The sequence below is a fragment of the Nocardiopsis sp. NPDC006139 genome (genome assembly GCF_040614155.1).
Taxonomy (GTDB): Bacteria; Actinomycetota; Actinomycetes; order Streptosporangiales; family Streptosporangiaceae; genus Nocardiopsis; species Nocardiopsis changdeensis.
In genome coordinates this window covers 51,196-66,710 of the sequence record NZ_JBEXTT010000008.1, presented here as the reverse complement: position 1 = coordinate 66,710, position 15,515 = coordinate 51,196, and the positions used below count along the sequence as shown (strand labels likewise).

The window sequence follows — 15,515 nt, the reverse complement described above, 5'->3', positions numbered from 1 at the left end:
TCAGGGGTTGCGCGACACCTTAGCGACAAAACAGGTGACCAGCACCCGAACCCCCACCGAACGGGACCACCCGGCCCCCGGCCCGCCGACCGTGCCCCGGACGCGCGGCGGGCGCCGCACCCCGGTGGGGGAGCGGCGCCCGCGTCCGGACGTCCGACGGGTCAGGGGGCCCCGGGGTCCCGGCGCAGCCCGTCCGCTCCGGCCCGCCCGTCCATGGGCAGGACGCGGTCCGAGGGCGGGCTGCCGAAGCGCCGCCGCACCTCGAAGGCGGCCAGGGCCACCGCGACCGCGCCCAGGGACGCCAGCAGCGCCGGGCGCTGGTCCGGGATGACCAGCATCGCCACCCCGATCACGACCAGGCCGACGAGCGTGGCCCAGGTCAGGTACGGGAACGCCCAGATGGCGAACCCCAGCCGCTCCGGCTCGCGCTCGCGGACCCGGCGCCCCACCACCAGCTGGGAGGCGCAGATCGTCAGGAACAGCACCAGCAGGATCGCGCCGATGGAGGCCACCAGGAACGGGAACACGTGCCCGGGGAACAGGTACTCGGCCACCGCGGCCACGTACCCGACCACCGTGCCCAGCAGGATCGCCCGCACCGGCACGCCGCGCCGGCTGGTCCCGCGCAGCACGCGCGGGGCGTCCCCCTGGCGGGTGAGGGTGAACAGCATCCGCGAGGAGGTGTACATCGCGGCGTTGAGCACGCTCAGCACGGCGATGAACACCACGATCTCCATGATCAGGGCCGCGCCGGGGATCCCGACGTGCTCCATGACCGCCACGAAGGGGCTGGCCCCCGGATCCACCGTGCCCCACGGCAGCACCGCCACGATGACCAGGATCGAGGCCACGTAGAACAGGCCGATGCGCCACAGCACGTTGGTGACCGCCGTGGCCACCCCGCGCTCGGGCTCGGCGCTCTCCCCGGCGGCGACGGTGATGATCTCCACGCCGCCGAAGGCGAACAGCACCACCACGGTCGCGGCCAGCACGGCCGTCCACCCCTGGGGCGCGAACCCGCCGTGCTCCCACAGGTTGGCGACCGAGGAGCCGTCGGCGCCCTGCCACAGGCCCAGTGCCCAGGCGCCGCCGATGAACAGGAACGCCACGATGGTGGCGACCTTGACCAGGGAGAAGAACGACTCGGTCTCGGCGAAGACGCGCACGGAGATGAGGTTGGCGGCCGTCATCGACAGCAGGACCGCCAGGGCCAGGATCCAGGCCGGGACGCCGGGGATCCACCCGGCCAGGATGGTGGCGCCGGCGACGGACTCGGCGGCCACCAGGACCGCGTACATCCACCAGTAGACCCAGCCGATGGTGAAGCCCGCGCGGGGGCCGAAGGCCAGGCGCGCGTAGTCGGAGAAGGAGCCTGCGGCCGGGACCGACACGACCATCTCGCCCAGGGCGCGCAGGGTCAGGAAGACCAGGGCGCCGGCGATGAGGTAGGAGACCACGGACGCGGGGCCGGCCGCCTGGATGACCGCGCCGGAGCCGATGAACAGGCCCGCCCCGACCGAACCGCCGATGGCGATGAGCGCCATGTGGCGGCGCCGCAGGGTGTGGGCCAGCCCGGTGGTGGTGGACTGATCTGGGGTGTTCGCCGCGGGGTTGGGCGGCGTTGTACTGCTCGTCACATCCCCAACACTAGGAGCACACCGTCACCCCGGTGAGCACCGACCCCACAGAAAACACCCCATCAACCCACCAATATGGGGCAAATCACAGTGAAATCCGGTCAACCGGCACGCACATGACCGGGGACACCCACAGTGGCGACCGCCACCACGCGGTGTGAGCGCCGCCACGCCACCGGTCCGTACCGGTCCGGACCCTCCCCACCACGGGGGAGGCGCACCACCGCCCCGGCGTGCGACGATCACCCTGTGCGCCACCTCCACCGACCGCTCACCACGGCCGCCCGACCCTTCACCAGCGCCCACACCTACCGCCGCTGGGCCTACCTCATCATCGGCGGCGCGCTCCTGACCCCCTACGCCATGGCCGGCCTCGTCCTGGCCACCCTCATCACCCAGGGCGGCACCGCCCAGGAGAGCCCCGGCCCCGCCGGCTGGGCCCTGGGCCTGCTCATCACCCTGGCCGCGCTGGCCGCCACCGCCCGCGTCCCCGCCGTCGCCGGCGCACAGCACCAGCTCGCCCGCGCCCTGCTGCGCGGCCCCCTGAACCTGCTGCCCGACACGCCCCCCGCACCCGGTGTGCGCACCTTCGTGTGGCTGTGCCTGTTCACCTTCACCGGCATGGCGGTCTGCCTGGCCACCATGGTCGGCCTCACCGAGTCCGCCCTGCTCGCCGTCGCACCCCTGACCGGCGACCCCCTCGCCCCCGCAGGGCCCCTCACCGTCCTGGGCCCCTCCCCGGACCCGGTCCCCAGCCCGCTGGGCCCCCTCGCGGGCCTGACCCTGCTCCTGGCCGTCATCTCCGCCGTCGCCCTGACCGGCCACCTCATGGCCCGGCTCGCCCCGCGCCTGCTGGGCCCCTCGCCCGCCCGCCTGCTCGCCGACGCCCAGGCCCGCGCCCGCACCCTGGCCGAACGCAACCGCCTGGCCCGCGAACTCCACGACTCCCTGGGCCACGCCCTGTCCGTCATCACCCTCCAGTCCGCCACCGCCGCCCGCCTCATCGACACCGACCCCGACTTCGCCCGCCAGGCCCTCACCCACATCGCCGACCAGGCCCGCACCGCCACCGCCGACCTCGACCACGCCCTGGGCATCCTGCGCGAGGACACCACCGCCCCCACCGCGCCGCCCCCCGACCTCACCCACCTCACCCACCTGGCCGAGACCGCCTCCCACACCGGCACACCCCTGCACCTGGCCCTGAACGGCGACCCCCGCACCGTCCCCGCCCTGCTCTCCCGCGAGACCTACCGCATCGCCCAACAGGCCCTCACCAACGCCCTCACCCACGCACCCGGCCGCCCCCTCGACCTCACCCTGGACATCGCCCCCCGACACCTGCACCTCACCGCCACCAACCCCCTCCCGCCCCGCCGCCCCCTGGGACGGCGCCGCACCGGCGGCCGCGGCATCACCGGCATGCAGGAACGCGCCCACCTGCTCGGCGGCACCCTCACCGCGGGCCCCCACCCCGCCGCCGACCCCACCCACTGGACCCTCGACCTCACCCTGAACTGGAAAGACACCGACACCCCATGATCCGGATCGCCCTGGTCGACGACGAAGCCCTCATCCGCGCCGGGCTCGCCGCCCTCATCAACGCCGAACCCGACATGGAGGCCGTCGGCCAGACCGACGACGGCGCCGGCGTCCCCGACCTGGTCGCCCGCACCCGCCCCGACCTGGTCCTCATGGACGTGCGCATGCCCCGCCTGGACGGCATCCAGGCCACCCGCACCCTCACCGCCCGCCCCGACGCCCCCCGCGTCCTGGTCCTGACCACCTTCGACAACGACGCCTACGTCTGGGACGCCCTGCGCGCCGGCGCCACCGGGTTCCTCCTCAAACGCACCCCGCCCGAGGACATCCTGGCCGCCATCCGCATCACCCACCGCGGCGAGAACCTGCTCTTCCCCACGGCCCTGCGCGACCTGGCCGCCACCAGCCCCTCCCGGCCGACCCCCGCCGCCCGCGCCGTGGCCACCCTCACCCCCCGCGAATCGCAGACTCTCACCCTCATCGCCCAGGGGCTCACCAACACCGAGATCGCCCACCGCCTGCACCTGGGCACCGAGACGGTCAAGACCCACGTCTCCAACATCCTCACCAAGCTCGGCGCCCGCGACCGCACCCAGGCCGTCATCGCCGCCTACGACTCCGGCCTCGTCCAGGCCCGCCGCTGACCGCGACCGCGCCGCGACGGGGGAGGGGAGGACCGGGCCACGGCGGGGGAGAAGGGGCGAACCCCGACGAACCCGCCCCGCCCCGGGCCCGCGGCGACGACACGCCCACCACAACCCCGGCACCCGGTCACCGGACTGCTACGTTCGGCAATCACACTCCGTCGCACCACCGGGAGCAGCACCGTGCCGACCATCGACCTGGACCACATCAGCACCCTCTACCGCACCCACCGCGACGGCCTCGCCCACGCCCGCGACCACATCCGCGCCCTGCCCGCCACCCCCGCACCCGCCCCCGCACCCCACGACATCGAAGCCGAGATCACCTACCTCCTCGTCCGCCACCACGCCCCCGACCACGTCGTCCGCATCGGCACCGCCCACAGCACCGCCACCGCCTGGACCCTCGCCGCCCTGCACCACAACGGCACCGGCCGCCTCCACACCTTCGACACCCACGACCCCCACCCCCACCACCTCCCGCCCGGCATGGACCCCGACCGCTGGACCCACACCAAGGGCGACGTCCGCGCCAAACTCACCCACCTGCCCGAACACACCGGACTGCTCGCCCTCGACAGCACCCACGGCGGCTGGTTCGCCCGCTGGTACCTCCACCACCTCCTGCCCACCCTGGACCCCCACACCCCCATCGCCGTCCACGGCGTCTTCCAGCACCCCCACACCCCGCCCTTCACCGAAGGCGCCCTCGTCCTGTCCTGGCTCGCCAACAACACCACCGGCTACTTCACCGCCTCCGCCGCCCGCGCGCCCCACGCCCACCGCGCCCTCACCGACCTCAAGGCCGCCCTCGGCCTGGACGCCCCCCTGCACCCGACCCGCACCGACCCCGCGATCTTCTTCCACCTGCCCACCCGCCCCCACCCCGCCTCACCGGCCACCACCCGGCCCCGCGCCCACGCCACCCACTGACCCGGCGCACGAAAAAAGGGGGGCGGCCCCAGGCCACCCCCCACCGCACGCGCTCACACGCCGTCGGACTCCAGCGAACGCCCCTCACGCGCGGCCGCGCTCTCACGCACCCACACCACATCGGCCGCGTCCGACACGATCCGCGTGAAGTCCACCGGCTGGTCCAGGCTCACCATGTGCCCGGCCCGCGGCACGTTCAGCAGACGCCCCTCCGCGCACGCCTCGAAGAACTGCCGCTCGTGGATCCGGAAGTGGTCCCGGGCCCCGTTCACCAGCCACACCGGCCCCGGGTACCGCTCCAGCGCCGCCAGCGCGTCCATCTCCGCCACCGCGTCGATCACCGCCGTGGCCGCCTCCACCGCCAGACCGCCGTCCAGCACCGCCTCGGCCGCCGTGTCGCGCAACGTCAACCGGTGGAAGCGCTCGTTCAGCGTCGCCCCCTTGTCCGGCAGCCGGTCCATCAGCACCGCCGGGATCCGGTACACCTGCGCCAGCGCCTGCGCGGGCTTGGCCGTGCAACTGGCCGCCACCAGCCCCGCCACCTTCCCCGGCGCCGCCGCGGCCGTCGCGATCGACACGAACCCGCCCAGGCTCAGCCCCACCACCAGGGCCCGGCCGCCCACGCCGTCGATCGCCTCCACCACCGCGTCCACCGCACGGCCCAGCGAGAAGTCCTCACCCCGCCGCGACCCGTGGCCGGGCAGGTCGGGCGCGACCACCCGCCGGCCCTGCTCCGTCAACAGGTCCACCTGCGGCCGCCACATGCTCCCCGACACCCGCAGACCGTGCACCAGCACGATCGGCACACCCACCGGAACGCCCACGCACCCCACCCCTCACACCTGGCAGCGCACCGTCACCGGCGCATGATCGGACCAACGCCCCGCACGATACCGGGATACCCGCTTCGTGCGACGAGCCCAACTCCGATGCGTCTATCTGATAATCGATTCGCCTGCCAATCAAATCAGACGACTGTACGCTGCCCGAGTGAACCGACAACTTCGCGCCCTGAGCGCCATCCGCCTGTCCGTATCGACCGACGAGACCACATCGCCCAGCCGTCAACGTGCCGCGAACGGTAAGGAGGCCGCCCGCCGAGGCGCTTTCATCATCGGTGAAGCCGAAGACCTCGACGTCTCCGCGACCAAGACGAATCCCTTCAACCGCCCCGAACTCGGCGCTTGGCTCGAACGTCCTGACACGTTCGACATGATCATCTGGTGGCGTATGGACCGCGCCGTACGGTCGATGTCGGACATGGCCGAACTCGGCCGATGGGCGAAGCAGCACGGCAAGCTGCTCGTGTTCGCAGAAGGACCGGGTGGCGCACCACTGGAACTCGACATGCGGACCGTGTCGCCGGTGTCCGAGCTGATCATGATGATGCTGGCCTTCTCCGCACAGATGGAAGCGTTGGCCATCCAAGAGCGGGTCACCAGCGCACAGGCCGCACTGCGTGCGCAGGGACGGTACGCCGGCGGACTGGTCCCCTACGGCTACGGAAAAGTCCCGAACCCGGATGGCCACGGGTGGAAGCTCGCTCCGGACCCTGAAGCGGTCAAGGTGCTCGCCCAGATCATCCGCGACGTTCTCGACGGACAATCACTGACCGCCGTGGCGATGGCACTGAACAATGCCGGCACGCCGGTCCCGCGCGACTACCAAGCGATCAAGGCAGGGCGCGAGCCGGGCGGAATGCGCGGCGGACGTCGGCATGAACGCTTCAAGTGGACTGCCGGGACACTGTCCAAGGTGCTCCGCTCCCCGGCGCTCATGGGCTACCGCGTCCACCGGGGAAAGCCCGTCCGCGACCGCGACGGCGAACCGGTGCTGATCGGCCAGCCGGTGTTGACCCACGACGAGTTCGCCACCCTGCAAGCCCACCTGGCGACGCTCACACCACAGAAGAACCGCACCCGCAAGGCCACGAAGGCCTTACTCCTCGGTGTCGCCAAGTGCGCCGGATGCGGCGGCAACATGTACCTGGTGAAGCGCGTCGGCGGTCAGGACTACGTCTGCCGGGCGACCGCACGCGGCGAGAAATGCCCGGCCCCCGCGGGTATCCGAGGTGACTGGCTGGATACGTACACCACGGACAGGTTCTTGAAGGCCCTCGGCCACGTACCGATGACCAAGATCGTCACGCACAAGGGCTACGACCCGACACCCGAACTCCGCGAGATCGAGAACGAACTGCGCGCGCTGTACGTCGACAAGGACGCCCGCCGCTCGCACACCGGCCGAAAGATCTGGCAGGAGGAGATCCACGCGCTGGAACGCCGTGCCGAAACCCTCGAAGCAACGCCCCGCACCGAAACCCGCACCGAGGTCATGGGAACCGGCGAGACGCACGCGATGTTCTGGGAGCGCCACGACGTGACCGATCGCCGTCAGTTGCTCCGTGACGCCGGGGCGCAAGTGGTCGTGACCAAGGGGCGCCCCGGCGGAGGGGCAGAGCGGCTCAAAGGCCCGGACGAGAAACGGTTGACGTTCACCGTGGGTGCGTGCACCGTCCCGGAGGCGACGGAGCCGAAGGGGACCGGCCCGGACGAGCTGTGAACACATGGCTCGCCCCGGACATCGACAAACCGGGCCCACCGCCCCTGCGCAAACGCCCCCACGCCCTGTACGGACGCGGGGGCACCGGTGCACAAGGGATCGAGCCAGGGCGCTCTACACGCCGAAAACGACCGTTACGGGCGCGTGATCGGACCACCGCTCCGCGTGCGACGCCGCGCGTTCGACATACGCTTTGACCGCGCGGTTCGCGATACCCGGTGTTGCACATACCAGGTCGATGCGCCATCCCGTGTCGTTGTCGAAGGCACGCCCACGATACGACCACCACGAGTACGGGCCCTCCTGGTCCGGGAACAGCGCCCGCACCACGTCCACGTACCCGGCCTCACCGAACACCCGGTCCATCCACGCCCGCTCCTCGGGCAGGAACCCCGAGTTCTTCGTGTTCGCGCGCCAGTTCTTCAGGTCGGCCTCCCGGTGCGCGATGTTCCAGTCCCCGCACACCACCAGGTCCCGGCCCTGCTTCCGGAGCTCCTCGCGCCGCCTGACCAGGTAGGGCAGGAACGCCTTCATGAAGCGCTCCTTCTCGTCCTGGCGCTCGGTCCCCACCTCGCCCGACGGCAGGTACAGGCTCGCCACCGACACCCGGCCGAAGTCCGCCTCCAGGTACCGGCCCGACGCCTCGAACTCGGCCTCGCCGAACCCCACCCGCACCGCGTCGGGCTCCACCCGCGAGTACACCGCGACGCCGGCGCGCCCCTTGGCCTCGGCCGGGGCCAACGCCACGTGCCACCCCGGGGGAGAGGCCACCTCCGGAGGCAGCTGGGCCGCCTCCGCGCGCACCTCCTGCAGGCACACCACATCGGCCGTCGAGGCCGACAACCAGTCCACGAACCCCGGCGACTTCTTCGCCGCGGCCCGCAGCCCGTTCACGTTCACCGTCGAGATCACCATCGTCTGCTGCACGCACACAGCCTAACCAGCGCCGCCCACGACCTCGCCGCGATCGCCCCCCGCCAACCGCCGCACCACCCCGTACGTCCGGTTCGACGACGCCGCGTCCCGCGTCGCCCGCGCCGTCACCTCGATGTACGCCTGCGAGGACGCCACCGAGGCGTGCCCCAGCAGGTGCATGATCTCGGTGACCGACGCCCCGTCCTCCGCCAGCCGCGTGGCGAACGTGTGCCGCAGCGCGTGCACCAGCGTCCCCCGCGCCACCCGGTCGTTCACCCCCGCGTGCCGGTAGCACTGCCGCACCAGGTACTGCAGCCCGCCCCGCCGCAGCCCCTCGCCCCGGTTGTCCACCAGCAGCGGGTCCGCCCCCGCCACCGCCCCGAACCGCTCCCGCCGCGACGCCAGGTACGCCTCCAGCAGCACCTCCAGCGGCCGCTCGATCGGCAGCACCCGCTCGCCGCCCCCCTTGCCGACCACGCGCACCCGCATCTCGCCCGACCGCCCCGACACCGAGTCCACCCGCAACGCCAGCATCTCCGCCGACCGCATCCCCGTCAGCAGCGCCAGCGCCAGCACCGCCAGGTCCCGCTCCGGCCACGGGTCGCGCGCCTTGCGCGCCCCCCGCGCCAGCGCCTCCAGCAGCCGCTCCGGCGTGTCCTCGCCCCGCAGCGGCTTGGGGCCCGAGGGCCGCACCCGCGGCCGCGGCACCGCCGGCATCGGGTTGCCCGACAGCACCCGCTCCGACACCCAGAACCCGAAGAACCCGTTCCACGTCGACCACGCCCGCAGCACGCTCGACGCCGCCCTGGACGCCGCGAACTCCGCGAAGGCCCCCCGCAGCGTCGCCACGTCCAGGTCCGCCCACCGCAGCTCCTCCGGCCGCGCCCCCCGGATCCCGGCCGCGCACCCCAGCACCCCCAGCAGGTCCCGCCGGTAGGCCGCCACCGTGTGCTCCGACGGCTTGGCCGCCCGACGCGCCACCAGATACTCCTCCACCGCATCCACCAGACGCTCGCTCATGCCCACAGCATTCCCGATCCCGGCCCCCACCGCCCACACGGCACGGACCCGCCGACCGGAACACCCCTTCCCCGCACACGACGAAGGGGCCCCCGCAGCACCCGCCGCGAAAGCCCCCACCGGACCCGCCCCTACGGGCGGACCCTCACTCCGTCTCCAGACCGGCCAGGTAACGGCGCACCAGACGCCGGCCCGCATAACGCTCCCTGCGGTTGGCCGCCCTCACCATCGCCTGCCACTCCGCCCTGCACGCCCGGTCGTTGCACCCCGAACAGCAGGTGCGACCCCACAGCAGCACACCGGGGTCCTCCCACCGGCACCGCGTCCCCTCGTCCCGGGGACCGGGACGCTCGGGCAGATCACACGGGCCGAAGCGGTGATCGTGCACCGCCCCGGGACCATGCTCGGCATGGCGCACCCACAGGGGCTTGGTGGCGTCCGTACGGGACATCTCGTTCCTTCCGGAACCCGCCGCCCGCACCCCGGACCCTCCGGACGGGCGGCCAGGTCCTGAACCTCACGCCCATCACCTCCCGCCGTACACGCATGGACCCCGGACGATACCCCCCACCCCCGCCACCGGCAAGGGAGAACCACGGGGGAGCAGACCCCGCACACCACGACGGGCGCGGACCCCGCGGCCCGCGCCCGTCCCACCGGGGGAGGGGGCTCACACCCCCGCCACCTCCCGCGCCCCCCGCGCGATCTGCACGTCCTCACGCGTGGGGACCACCAGCGTCCGCACCGACGCCCCCGCACCCGAGATGTCCGCCTCCCCGGACACCCCCTCGTTCGCCGCCCGGTCCACCACCACCCCCAGAAAACCCAGCCCCTGCGCCACCGCCCACCGCACCGGCGCCGACCGCTCGCCCACACCCGCCGTGAACACCAGCACGTCCAGACCGCCCAACGACGCCGCCATCGCCGCCACCGACGCCCGCAACCGGTGCACGTACACCCCGAACGCCAGCACCGACCGCTCCTCGCCCCGGCCGACCCCCGCCAGCACCTCCCGCATGTCCGCCGTCCCCGCCAACCCCACCAGACCCCCGCCCCGCTCCAGCCCCTCCGCCACCTCGTCCGCGCCCAACCCGCCCTCACGCTGCAACCACAGCACCATCCCCGGGTCCACGTCCCCCGAACGCGTCGCCATCACCAGCCCCTCCAGCGGCGTGAACCCCATCGTCGTGTCCACACACCGCCCCTCCGCCACCGCCGCCAACGACGCACCCGCACCCAGGTGCGCCGTCACGATCCGGCGCCCGCCCGTCCGCCGCGCCGCCACCCCCGACACGTACGCGTGCGACAACCCGTGGAACCCGTACCTGCGCACCCCGAACCGCTCCCGCCACTCCGACGGCACCGCGTACGTGAACGCCTCCGGCCCCAACGACGCGTGGAACGCCGTATCGAAACACGCCACCTGCGGCACCCCCGGCACCGCCTCCGTGATCGCCTCCACCCCCGCCAGCGCCTTGGGCTGGTGCAGCGGCGCCAACGGCGTCAGCGCCGCCAACCGCTCCACCACCCCCGCGTCCAACCGCACCGGCTCCGTGAACTCCCGACCCCCGTGCACCACCCGGTGCCCCACCGCCTCGGGGGAGGGCAGCCCCTCCAGGAAATCCCGCACCGCCGACGGATCCCACCCGCCGTCCACCAGCTCGACCGTCCGCGACCCCAGCACCGCGTCGTCGGAGTCCAGCAGGCTCAACTTCAGCGTCGAGGACCCCGCGTTCACCACCAGCACCCGCATCAGTACGGCCACACCCAATCCCTGATATCCGCCGGGTCCTCACCGTGCTCCCGCGTGTAGAGCCGGTGCCGCAACCGCTCGTCCACCATCCGCTGCCGGATGTGCGCCGCCCGCTCGCCCAGCCCCGGCACCCGGTCGATCACATCGATCACCAGGTGGAACCGGTCCAGGTCGTTGAGCATCACCATGTCGAACGGCGTCGTGGTCGTCCCCTCCTCCTTGTAGCCCCGCACGTGCAGGTGCCGGTGGTTCCGGCGCCGGTACGCCAACCGGTGCACCAGCCACGGATACCCGTGGAACGCGAAGATCACCGGCCGGTCCGACGTGAACAGCGCCTCGTACTCCGCGTCCGGCATCCCGTGCGGGTGCTCGCTCGCCGGCTGCAACCGCATCAGGTCCACCACGTTCACCACCCGCACCCGCAGCTCCGGGAACAGCCTCCGCAGCAGGTCCGCCGCCGCCAGCGTCTCCAGCGTCGGCACATCACCCGCGCACGCCAGCACCACGTCCGGGTCCCCGCCCCCGTCCGTGCTCGCCCACTCCCAGATCCCGATCCCGCGCGTGCAGTGCAGCACCGCCTCCTCCACCGACAGGTAGTCCAGCGCGGGCTGCTTGCCCGCCACCACCACGTTGATGTAGTCCCTGGACCGCAGGCAGTGGTCCGCCACCGACAGCAGCGTGTTCGCGTCCGGCGGCAGGTACACCCGCACCACCGACGACGGCTTGTTCAGCACCACGTCCAGGAACCCCGGGTCCTGGTGCGTGAACCCGTTGTGGTCCTGCCGCCACACGTGCGAGGTCAGCAGGTAGTTCAACGACGCGATCGGCCGCCGCCACGCCAGCCCCTGCGTCACCTTCAACCACTTCGCGTGCTGGTTGAACATCGCGTCCACGATGTGCACGAACGCCTCGTAGCAGCTGAACAGCCCGTGCCGCCCCGTCAGCAGGTAGCCCTCCAGCCACCCCTGGCACAGGTGCTCGCTCAGCACCTCCATCACCCGGCCCCGCCGGGCCAGGTGCTCGTCCACCGGGAGGATCTGCGCCCCCCACACCTTGTCCGTCGCCTCGTACACCGCCGACAGCCGGTTCGACGCCGTCTCGTCCGGCCCCACCAGACGGAAGTTGTCCGGGTTGTCGCGGATGACGTCGCGCAGGAAGTGCCCCAGCACCCGCGTCGCCTCACTGGTGTGGGTGCCGTGCCCCTCGAACACCGACCCGTAGCGCCGGAAGTCCGGCAGCCGCAGGTCCTTCAGCAGCAGGCCCCCGTTGGCGTGCGGGTTGGCGCTCATCCGCCGCCCGCCCTGCGGCGGCAGCCCGCGCAGCTCCTCCACCGGGGCGCCCGCCTCGTCGAACAGCTCCTCCGGCCGGTATGACAGCATCCACTCCCGGAGCATCCGCCGGTGCTCCTCGTTGGAGCGCACCTGCGCCAGCGGCACCTGGTGCGACCGCCAGGTGTTCTCCACCGGGGCCCCGTCCACCTCCCGCGGGCCCGTCCACCCCTTGGGGGAGCGAAGGACGATCACCGGCCACGTCGCCCGCCGCTCCAGCCCCGAGGTCCGCGCCACCCGCTGGATGTCGGCGATCCGGTCCATCGCCTCGTCCAGGGCCTCGGCCATCCGCCCGTGCATGTACACCGGGTCGTCGCCGCTGACCATGATCGGGTGGTAGCCGTGGCCCCGGAACCGCTGCAGCAGCTCGTCCTCGGGGATGCGCGCCGACACCGTCGGGTTGGCGATCTTGTAGCCGTTCAGGTGCAGGATCGGCAGGACGGCGCCGTCCTGCACCGGGTCCAGGAACTTGTTGGAGTCCCAGCTGCCCGCCAGCGGCCCGGTCTCGGCCTCGCCGTCGCCGACGATGCAGGCGACCACCAGGTCCGGGTTGTCGAACACGGCCCCGAAGGCGTGGGCGAGCGCGTAGCCCAGTTCGCCGCCCTCGTGGATGGAGCCCGGGGTCTCCGGGGCGACGTGGCTGGGGATGCCGCCGGGGAAGGAGAACTGGCGGAACAGGCGCTTCATGCCGGGCCCGTCGCGGCTGACGTCCCGGTAGACCTCGCTGTAGGTGCCCTCCAGCCAGGCGTTGGCCACGGCGGCCGGGCCGCCGTGGCCGGGGCCCATGATGTACATCATGTCGAGGTCGCGGGCCTTGATGACCCGGTTCAGGTGGGCGTAGCAGAAGTTGAGCCCCGGGGTGGTGCCCCAGTGGCCCAGGAGGCGGGGCTTGATGTGCTCGGGGCGCAGTTCCTCCCGCAGGAGGGGGTTGTCGAGCAGGTAGATCTGGCCGACGGAGAGGTAGTTGGCTGCGCGCCAGTAGGCGTCGATGCGTTGGAGTTCGTCCTGGCCGAGTCCCATGCTCTTCTCCCTGGATGGTGTGGTCGGGGGAGTGCGGGGATCGGCGGGCTCCCGGGTGAGGGGGAGGGGCTCGTCGATCAGGGCCACGGTAACCGCGGGGGATCGCCGAACTCCAGACGCCGAGCCGGTCCGGTGACCTTCGGGGGGATGCGGGGTTCGGGCGCCCCGAAACGGTCATTCGATGGGATGGAGGGTGCCATGGGCATGAACTTCACAAGGACACGCAAATGATGCATAAAGCATGTTATGCATCAAAACTCGGTGGATGGGGGTGGGGGTGGAGCGGGGGACGCCCGCCGTTCGGCACCCGGCTGCTTCCGGCTGTTGCCGGTGGTCGGAGCCGGAGAGGGCGCCGGGGACCGACGGCGGTGGGGTGCGGGGAGTCGGGGGCCGGGATCTCCGGGGGCCGACGGAGGTGGCCCTGGGGGGCATGGGTCAATGCCGGCGGAACGCAGCGGGCGGTGCCGCCCGGGAGTGATCCCACCGGTGGCGCGGGAGCCCAGGTGACGAGTGTGCGCGGGCGGTCGAAGACGCCGCGGGCGATGGCCGGCGGGCCGATGTCGCGGGCGGGCGCCCGGACCGCAGGACATGACTCTCCGGATTCGCAGATCACCTTCCGCGGTCATCGATCCTGTGGCCGACGTGCCGCCTGGGCGCGCCGCCTGTCGGCTCGCCCCGGATTCCGTCGGCGCTCGTGCGCGCGGGCGTTCGTCGAGCCCCGGGCGTCCGTGTGCCGCGCGGCGGGATGGCGCTCGAGGCCCCGAACGGCGGCCGGAACACCGGAACGCCTGCGGTGCGGGCGTTCCAGCCCCTCTCGGCCTTCTCGTGCACGCCGCCGATAATGCACATTATGTCAAGTAAAACGTTGGAGCGCCCTCCCCACAGGGTTTCCCGGCTCTCATCTCGAGGACAGAACCTGACCTCCACTCTTCCTAGGGTGGATCCACGGACACGGAGCCACCCCCGAGGAGCACGATGGGCACCCCCACCACTTGGCAGGACATGACCGCGCGACGCCTGTGGCGGCACGGGCTCGCCGCCCCCGGCGACAGCGCCGCCGACGTCGTCTCGGCGATGTGCGGCGCCCACGCCCAGGTGATGTCGGCGGCCGAGCTGTCCGTGGGACTGCGTCTCAAGGGCGCGGACCGCACCCGCGTGCGGTCCGCGCTGTGGGACACCCACGAACTCGTCAAGACCTTCGGGCCGCGCGGGACCGTGCACCTGCTGCCCGCCCGGGAACTCCCCCTGTGGTCCGCGGCGCTGGAGTCCGCCGAAAACGCCCGGGGAGGCAAGGGCGCCCACAACGGCCTGCTCACGCCGGAGCAGGTCCGGGAGCTGGAGCTCGCCGTCACCGAGGTCCTCGCGGACCGGGAGCTGACCGTAGACGAGCTCACCGACGCGCTGGCCGAGCACGCGGGCCCCTGGGCGGCGGACCGGGTCATGGAGGCCTTCCAGGACAGGTGGCCGCGCTGGCGGGCGGCCACGCAGACCCTGGCCAACCGGGGTGCGCTGTGCTTCGGCCCGATGCGCGGGCGCAGGGTGACCTACACGAGTCCGCGCCGTTGGCTGCCGGACTTCGCGCCCGCGGAGGCCGGGGCGGCGCTGGAGCACGTGGTGCTGTCCTATCTGCGGGCGTACGGTCCGGCGACGCCGCAGCACTTCGCGCAGTGGATGGCGGCTCCCCGGCGGTGGGCGAGCGCGCTGTTCGCGTCGCTGGAGGGGCGGATCGAGCCCGTGGAGGTGGAGGGGACGGTCGCCTACCGGGTGGCGGGGGACGTCGGGGAGGCTCCGGGGTCGGTGCCGGAGGTGCTGCTCCTCCCCTATTTCGACGCCTACACGGTGGGGTCGCACCCCCGTGACGTGGTCTTTCCCGGTGCGGTCGGGCGGCGTGCGCTGGCGGCGGGCCAGGCGGGCAACTTTCCGGTGCTGTACCTGGACGGGGTGGCCGCGGGCGTGTGGCACCAGCGGCGTTCGGGGCGTCGGCTGGACGTGACGGTGGAGGCGCTGGTGCCGCTCTCGGCGGCCCGGCGCGAGGCCGTCGCGGAGCGGGTGGAGCGGATCGGCGAGATTCTGGAGGCGGTGCCGCGGTTGACGTTCGGCACCGTGTCGGTGGGTCCGCACGCCTGAGGGGTGGTGCCCCTCCCCCGGTGCCCGGCGCCGC

General features: G+C 72.7%; 12 protein-coding genes. 5 read left to right on the top strand and 7 right to left on the bottom strand.

The window, feature by feature from the left end; all coding sequences use genetic code 11:
- Window positions 1-161: 161 nt before the first annotated feature.
- Complete coding sequence (locus ABZ249_RS12620) at window positions 162-1,544, bottom strand: amino acid permease (RefSeq protein ID WP_355261821.1); 1,383 nt, start codon at window positions 1,542-1,544, stop codon at window positions 162-164.
- A 342-nt stretch (window positions 1,545-1,886) separates the two neighbouring features.
- Here ABZ249_RS12620 and ABZ249_RS12615 point away from each other — a divergent pair, with 342 nt between their 5' ends.
- The 3 genes from ABZ249_RS12615 to ABZ249_RS12605 all read left to right on the top strand — a co-directional run bounded on the left by ABZ249_RS12615 (window position 1,887) and on the right by ABZ249_RS12605 (window position 4,756).
- On the top strand, window positions 1,887-3,179 hold the full coding sequence (locus ABZ249_RS12615; RefSeq protein WP_355261216.1) for a histidine kinase: 1,293 nt from the start codon (window positions 1,887-1,889) through the stop codon (window positions 3,177-3,179).
- The gene (locus ABZ249_RS12610) at window positions 3,176-3,823 is read left to right on the top strand and encodes a response regulator transcription factor (protein ID WP_355261213.1); all 648 of its coding nucleotides are present in this window, start codon (window positions 3,176-3,178) and stop codon (window positions 3,821-3,823) included. The genes ABZ249_RS12615 and ABZ249_RS12610 overlap by 4 nt, the downstream gene beginning before the upstream one ends.
- Window positions 3,824-4,006: 183 nt before the next feature.
- The gene (locus ABZ249_RS12605; RefSeq protein ID WP_355261210.1) at window positions 4,007-4,756 is read left to right on the top strand and encodes a class I SAM-dependent methyltransferase; all 750 of its coding nucleotides are present in this window, start codon (window positions 4,007-4,009) and stop codon (window positions 4,754-4,756) included.
- A gap of 53 nt (window positions 4,757-4,809) precedes the next feature.
- Here ABZ249_RS12605 and ABZ249_RS12600 read toward each other — a convergent pair whose 3' ends face one another.
- Window positions 4,810-5,568, bottom strand: a complete 759-nt coding sequence (locus ABZ249_RS12600; RefSeq protein WP_355261818.1) for an alpha/beta fold hydrolase — start codon at window positions 5,566-5,568, stop codon at window positions 4,810-4,812.
- Between the two features lie 178 nt (window positions 5,569-5,746).
- On the opposite strand from ABZ249_RS12600, the gene ABZ249_RS12595 reads away from it, so the two are divergent.
- Complete coding sequence (locus ABZ249_RS12595; RefSeq protein WP_355261207.1) at window positions 5,747-7,318, top strand: recombinase family protein; 1,572 nt, start codon at window positions 5,747-5,749, stop codon at window positions 7,316-7,318.
- Window positions 7,319-7,432: 114 nt separating this feature from the next.
- Here the strand turns inward: ABZ249_RS12595 and ABZ249_RS12590 are convergent, their stop codons facing one another.
- The 5 genes from ABZ249_RS12590 to ABZ249_RS12570 all read right to left on the bottom strand — a co-directional run bounded on the left by ABZ249_RS12590 (window position 7,433) and on the right by ABZ249_RS12570 (window position 13,354).
- Window positions 7,433-8,233, bottom strand: coding sequence for an exodeoxyribonuclease III (locus ABZ249_RS12590; protein WP_355261815.1), 801 nt, complete (start codon window positions 8,231-8,233; stop codon window positions 7,433-7,435).
- 21 nt (window positions 8,234-8,254) lie between these two features.
- The gene (locus tag ABZ249_RS12585; protein ID WP_220561043.1) at window positions 8,255-9,253 is read right to left on the bottom strand and encodes a tyrosine-type recombinase/integrase; all 999 of its coding nucleotides are present in this window, start codon (window positions 9,251-9,253) and stop codon (window positions 8,255-8,257) included.
- A 145-nt stretch (window positions 9,254-9,398) separates the two neighbouring features.
- Entirely contained in the window at window positions 9,399-9,704 is a 306-nt protein-coding gene (locus ABZ249_RS12580; protein ID WP_355261203.1) for a hypothetical protein, read from the bottom strand.
- Window positions 9,705-9,923: 219 nt separating this feature from the next.
- Window positions 9,924-11,006: an acetate/propionate family kinase gene (locus ABZ249_RS12575; RefSeq protein WP_355261812.1), complete on the bottom strand. Its 1,083-nt coding sequence runs from the start codon at window positions 11,004-11,006 to the stop codon at window positions 9,924-9,926.
- On the bottom strand, window positions 11,006-13,354 hold the full coding sequence (locus ABZ249_RS12570; protein WP_355261200.1) for a phosphoketolase family protein: 2,349 nt from the start codon (window positions 13,352-13,354) through the stop codon (window positions 11,006-11,008). The genes ABZ249_RS12575 and ABZ249_RS12570 overlap by 1 nt, the downstream gene beginning before the upstream one ends.
- Window positions 13,355-14,329: 975 nt before the next feature.
- On the opposite strand from ABZ249_RS12570, the gene ABZ249_RS12565 reads away from it, so the two are divergent.
- Window positions 14,330-15,481: a winged helix DNA-binding domain-containing protein gene (locus ABZ249_RS12565; RefSeq protein WP_355261197.1), complete on the top strand. Its 1,152-nt coding sequence runs from the start codon at window positions 14,330-14,332 to the stop codon at window positions 15,479-15,481.
- Window positions 15,482-15,515: the final 34 nt, after the last annotated feature.